This is a genomic window from Clostridium tarantellae (assembly GCF_009295725.1).
In the GTDB taxonomy this organism is placed as follows: Bacteria; Bacillota; Clostridia; order Clostridiales; family Clostridiaceae; genus Sarcina; species Sarcina tarantellae.
Genome location: NZ_WHJC01000244.1, coordinates 1 through 5,141 on the forward strand (window position 1 = coordinate 1; position 5,141 = coordinate 5,141).

Genomic DNA, 5,141 nt, shown 5'->3' on the forward strand with positions numbered 1-5,141 from the left:
ATATATAAGTGTTATATTTATTAATTGGGAGGAGGTGTCTGTTGTAATAAATTTATAAATTTTTACTAAAAATTAATAGAAAAATTTATAAATTATTAACAACTATATAGATATGGAATTAAAAACTGAATTAGGTGAACATTTATGGAGGTATTTTTCTGATATAATGTATATTTTTAAAAAAAATATACATTCATTATTTATAATAGCATCAATATTTTCTTTAATTACAGTTTTATTTAGTAATAATGAAGCTATATCAATAATGTTACAAATAATTTTTGTTATTTTATTTCCTATTATAGTAACTTGTATATCTCATGATACTTTAAATAATGAAAAAAAAATATGGATAGAATATTTAGAAGATGTATTTTTAAATAGAAGTTTTTGTATTTTAATGTTTTTTTTCATAACATTTATAGTAGCTTTTTTGGAAGTTATCAATATGCCTTTGGCTAATATTATAAAATATTTTTTGTGGCCAATAATTCCTTTTTTAGCTATAAGTAACCAAGATTTTTTTGAGGCTATTAAAAGTAGTTGTTTAATAACTAGTAAAGATATAATTTTATCCGTTATTAAATATATATTAATTTATAGTATAACATTTTTAATTTTACAAGTTTTCTTATTCGTAGTGGATTTAATAGCAAATAATTTTATAGGAAGTATAGTATGGAATATAAGACAATTTATACTTTTAACTAGTTCATTAACGGCTTCTAGTTTTATTTATATTGGAGCTGTTGTTTTTTATAAAGATAAAGGGTGGTAATAAAATAACCTTATTGATTAAAAGAAATTTTAGATAAGTAAAGGGTAATGATATTTTATAACATATATAAAATTCATTACCCTTTTTAAGTTATTTATTAAATTGATAAATTATGTTAGAAACTTTACTAGCTAAAATATTATCATAAAAATCTATTATTAAGGATTTATCCTTATCTCCTAAAAATAGTTCTACAGTATTTGATTCTTTAGAAGCTGCTATGACTATAGTATCCACTTCATGTAACATTACATTATTAAATTTATCTCTGTATTCTTTAGGAATATTTTTAGCTGTTGATTGTATACTTATTTTTTGAGGCTTTTTATATGTTAAAATAAGCATTTCTTTATCAGAGTATTTAGATTTAACTTTGTTTAGTAAGCTTTCCTTGTCATCAAAATAGCTTATAGTACCGTTATAAGTATTTATTAAATCAAAAACTATTTTATATATTTGAGAATTTTCTGGTTTAAAATTATTTAAAAAGTTTAAAGTATCATTAAAATTAAATTCTTTTTCTTTTACAGTTAAATTAGCTTTATAGTTTACTCCTTCTACATCTAATACTTTTTTTATACATTCATCATCACTAAAATTATCTTTTTTTTCAGCAGTGTGAACTTCATAATTAGGAATTAGTTTAAGTTCATCTATGTAAGAACCTTCCTTAGTGATTGTTAAGCTTATAGGTAAACTAAGTAAATAGCCACTATTAGGTAACATAACTACTATAGGATTAGTAGTATTACTTTTTCCAGAAGTTGATTCACCAATTACAGTAGCAAATCCTGTATTTTTTGCAAAAATAGCAAAGTTTTCAGCAGCATTAGATACAGTTTTATCTACTAATAGATATATTCTTCCATGAAAGTTAATTGATTTTCTAGGAACTATTTTATTATTATGTTTTATATAATACTCAAAATCTCTAAAAATATCTCTTGGTAAATTAGGAAAATCAGCATAATTTAAATCTCTGATTTTTGGAACATTAACCAAACTTTCATCGTAGGATTTTAAAATATTTTTTATTAATTTACCATTTCTAAAAAAACTATAAGTAGGATTTTCAATAGGAGAATTGATTAATTTAGGCATTAAATATTTTTGCCAATAAATATTTTCATTTCCATTATTTCCGCGCAAATCAATAACTAAAGCATCATAATTTTTAATGTTATCTAAATATTCATCAATAATATCTATATCTTCTTGCATATTATAGCTATTTACAAATTTATTTATAGAAATATAGCCAATACTATCACTAATAACATCTTTAGTAATTACATTAGGTTCATCAGTTTTGGTTATTTCTTTAGGTTGAGAAATTGGTTTTTTATATGAACCAGTTGGAAAATATCTATTTAAAACCTTAGTATCATTTATAGTTTCTGCTAACCATTTATTATCGTTACCATTATATAAATAACGATCATATTGAGATTTAAGTATAGTTAATTCATCTTTAGTTACCATATGAGTTTGAGAATTATTTAGCTTTTCTAAAATTGTATTTAAAGCATTGAAAAATTCATCATTTGTTTTAGTTGCTTTAATTAAGTTTTTAAAATTATTTTTATTAGAAAGCCAATCAGATTCATTTATTTTATTATTTAAGTGCAATAAAGGATAATTATCTTTTATTATTTTATATAGATATTCAAAATCTTCAATTTTTTCAGCAATTTTTAGATTACCATTATTAGAATTATTTAAAGTTGAAGATTCATCATCTTTTTTATTGCAACCAATAAATAAAGAACAAATAATTATTATAAATAAAAATATATTTATATATCTTTTCATTTAGTATCTCCATTAATTTTTTTTATAAATAAATTGAATTAAAGCAATTAGTAATAAAAGAATTCCTATAGCAAAGCCTATAAAAGGATTTAAGTTATTTTTATCATTAAAATAGAAAAATGTAGATGCACCAATTATTATTATGCCTAATATAATCATAATAATAGTTTTAATATTAAATTGAGGAACACTTTTTCCCGTATAATAATATGCATTACTTACATAACTTGTATAATTATTTATATTTTCAATTTTATCAGAGGATTCTAAATTTGATAGTGTTTGTTCACTTTTAGATTCTAATGGGTTATTAATTTTAACATTATCATTTAATTTAGTTAAATCTTCGGATATAGATTCATTTTTAGAATTATGTTTCATATAAAATTTCTCCTTTCTTACTAAAAATATTATTTAAAACACATATATAATAGTTTGCATCATCATACTTTTAAATGCAAGGATAATTAGAAATATATAATATTAAAAAATTTAAATTTTAAATTCTAATTTATTAGGATCTTGCTCATAATCATTAAATATTATAGTTACTGCAATATGTTGAAAAATAGTTAAGCATAAAGTTATTAATGTTGATAATATAATTCCTACAAATGGAATTATGGCAAACATAGTTAATCCTGCATTAAAAAGAAAACATACTAATTTTAATAATGCAATTTTCCCGAAAGCATTCCAAAAACGAATTTTTACTAAATTTACACTATGCTTTATAGCGGCCAATACTCCTAAATCTTCATTTACTATGCTTTGAATTATAAATTGCAAAAATATAAACAGTATAGCTGTTAATGCAAGTATTGTAATTATAGCAATAGGTAATCCTCTAAAAAAAGTAAAAATACATACAATAGTAATAAATAAAACTATTGTAAAAGTCCAAATTGTACTAATTACTAAAGTAATTAATATTAATAATAAAGCTGAACCGGTTTTAGAAAATGCATACTTAATACATTCATACCAGATAGTCTTTTCATCTTTTAATTTTGAATTTATTAATTTTACAATAGCAAAATTTCCTAAAATGGGAATTAAGCATAGTAGAATGCTTATAGGAATCCAAAGAAAGATTAAAGAATTAGAAAATAAATATTTTATATTATTAGAAAAGTTGGATAAAACATTAAAAGATAAGGTGTTTACTCCTAAAAAAGCAGATATAGTTACTATTAATAAAGAAGGAATTATATAAAATATTAAGCTTATTTTAAAAATATCCATAATATTATTAGATAAAATATTTAAACTTTTAGTAAAAACTTCCGTGGCTGATAATTTTCCAGTCCATTTATTTATCATTTAAATCACTCCTTTAAATGTAAACTTAGATAAATACACTGTTAATGTATTTATCTAAGTTTACTAAGATTAAATATATATTTTAAATTTTAGCATATTATTAAAAAAAAGTATGTAATAATGTATTTAAATTTAAAACTTTAAGGAGTGATTATTTTAAATAAAATTTTATTTTAAGGTTATTATAACAATTTCAGGAGGATTTAATACTCTAACCTTTAAGCTAGAATTTCCTAGACCACGGCCTACTACTAAAGCAGAATTTTCTTTGAGATAAATACCTTCTTTATATTTTGGAAAAAAATCTACTTCAGGTGAAAAGATTCCTTTTATAATAGGAAGACGAACTACACCACCATGAATATGACCAGAAAAAGTTATATCACTTCCCCAAGCCCTATATGCATCATAATGTAAAGGGTTATGAGCTAAAAGAATATTAAAATTTTTTTTATTACATTCACCAATAAAGTTATCTAAAATTTGTTTGCTAACAGGCAATTTTTTCTTTCTATCTGCGGTAAATCTTCTTCTATAGTATTTAATAGGTAGAGATAAGCCATAAATATTTATTTTATCCTGTCCTTTTACTAAATTAACTTTAGCATTATCTATAACTATTACTCCAATTTGTTTTAATTTATCTATATAGTAACAAAACCATGTTCGTTCATTAAAATTAGTGGAAGTTTTAACTATAGTTTCATGATTACCTAATGAATAGTATATAGGATAATAATTTCTTAGATTTTTACAAAGATTTAAAAATACTTCTTTTTCATCCATACAAACACTAAACATATCACCTGTAGCTACGATTATATCTGGGTTTAGTTCTTTTATTTTATTTATTAATTTTGAATTGTTTTTTCCAAAAATTTTTCCATGCAAGTCTGTTAAATGAAGTATTTTAAAATCTTTAAAAGATTTTGGGATTTTATTTGAAATAATTTCTAAGTTAGATATTGATAATTTATTATTTTCATAAATAAAATAGCCTATTGTTGCAGTAGCAACAATAGAGGTACCTATAATAGCATTAGTAACCTGCTGTAAATTTTTCATATATATTTCCTCATTTCAGTATTTCTATATAATTTTTATCCATATTGTAAGAATAAAATACCATAAATTCTAAATAAATTACAATATTTGTTCTAAAGTATTTTAAGTAAATAAATATTAAAATAAATTTTTTTTTATAAATAATCATAAACTATTTAAAAAT

General features: G+C 21.4%; 5 protein-coding genes. 1 reads left to right on the forward strand and 4 read right to left on the reverse strand.

Translation table 11 applies throughout. The features are described from left to right. The first annotated feature begins 112 nt into the window (after positions 1-112). Positions 113-778 carry a hypothetical protein gene (locus tag GBZ86_RS12470; protein ID WP_152891133.1) on the forward strand — a complete coding sequence of 222 codons (666 nt, stop codon included), beginning with the start codon at positions 113-115 and terminating at the stop codon, positions 776-778. A 90-nt stretch (positions 779-868) separates the two neighbouring features. On the opposite strand, the gene GBZ86_RS12475 is transcribed toward GBZ86_RS12470, so the two are convergent. From GBZ86_RS12475 to GBZ86_RS12490, 4 genes are all read right to left on the reverse strand, one after another. Beyond that, entirely contained in the window at positions 869-2,590 is a 1,722-nt protein-coding gene (locus GBZ86_RS12475) for a S41 family peptidase (RefSeq protein WP_152891135.1), read from the reverse strand. Positions 2,591-2,602: 12 nt separating this feature from the next. Beyond that, complete coding sequence (locus GBZ86_RS12480; RefSeq protein WP_152891137.1) at positions 2,603-2,971, reverse strand: hypothetical protein; 369 nt, start codon at positions 2,969-2,971, stop codon at positions 2,603-2,605. Between the two features lie 111 nt (positions 2,972-3,082). Next, complete coding sequence (locus GBZ86_RS12485) at positions 3,083-3,913, reverse strand: hypothetical protein (protein WP_152891139.1); 831 nt, start codon at positions 3,911-3,913, stop codon at positions 3,083-3,085. A gap of 168 nt (positions 3,914-4,081) precedes the next feature. Further along, the gene (locus tag GBZ86_RS12490; RefSeq protein ID WP_152891141.1) at positions 4,082-4,978 is read right to left on the reverse strand and encodes a metallophosphoesterase; all 897 of its coding nucleotides are present in this window, start codon (positions 4,976-4,978) and stop codon (positions 4,082-4,084) included. Positions 4,979-5,141: the final 163 nt, after the last annotated feature.

Coding starts and splice junctions, on each gene's coding strand:
- GBZ86_RS12490 (WP_152891141.1), bottom strand. CDS start 4,978: ATGAAAAATTTACAGCAGGTTACTAATGCTATTATAGGTACCTCTATT.
- GBZ86_RS12470 (WP_152891133.1), top strand. CDS start 113: ATGGAATTAAAAACTGAATTAGGTGAACATTTATGGAGGTATTTTTCT.
- GBZ86_RS12485 (WP_152891139.1), bottom strand. CDS start 3,913: ATGATAAATAAATGGACTGGAAAATTATCAGCCACGGAAGTTTTTACT.
- GBZ86_RS12475 (WP_152891135.1), bottom strand. CDS start 2,590: ATGAAAAGATATATAAATATATTTTTATTTATAATAATTATTTGTTCT.
- GBZ86_RS12480 (WP_152891137.1), bottom strand. CDS start 2,971: ATGAAACATAATTCTAAAAATGAATCTATATCCGAAGATTTAACTAAA.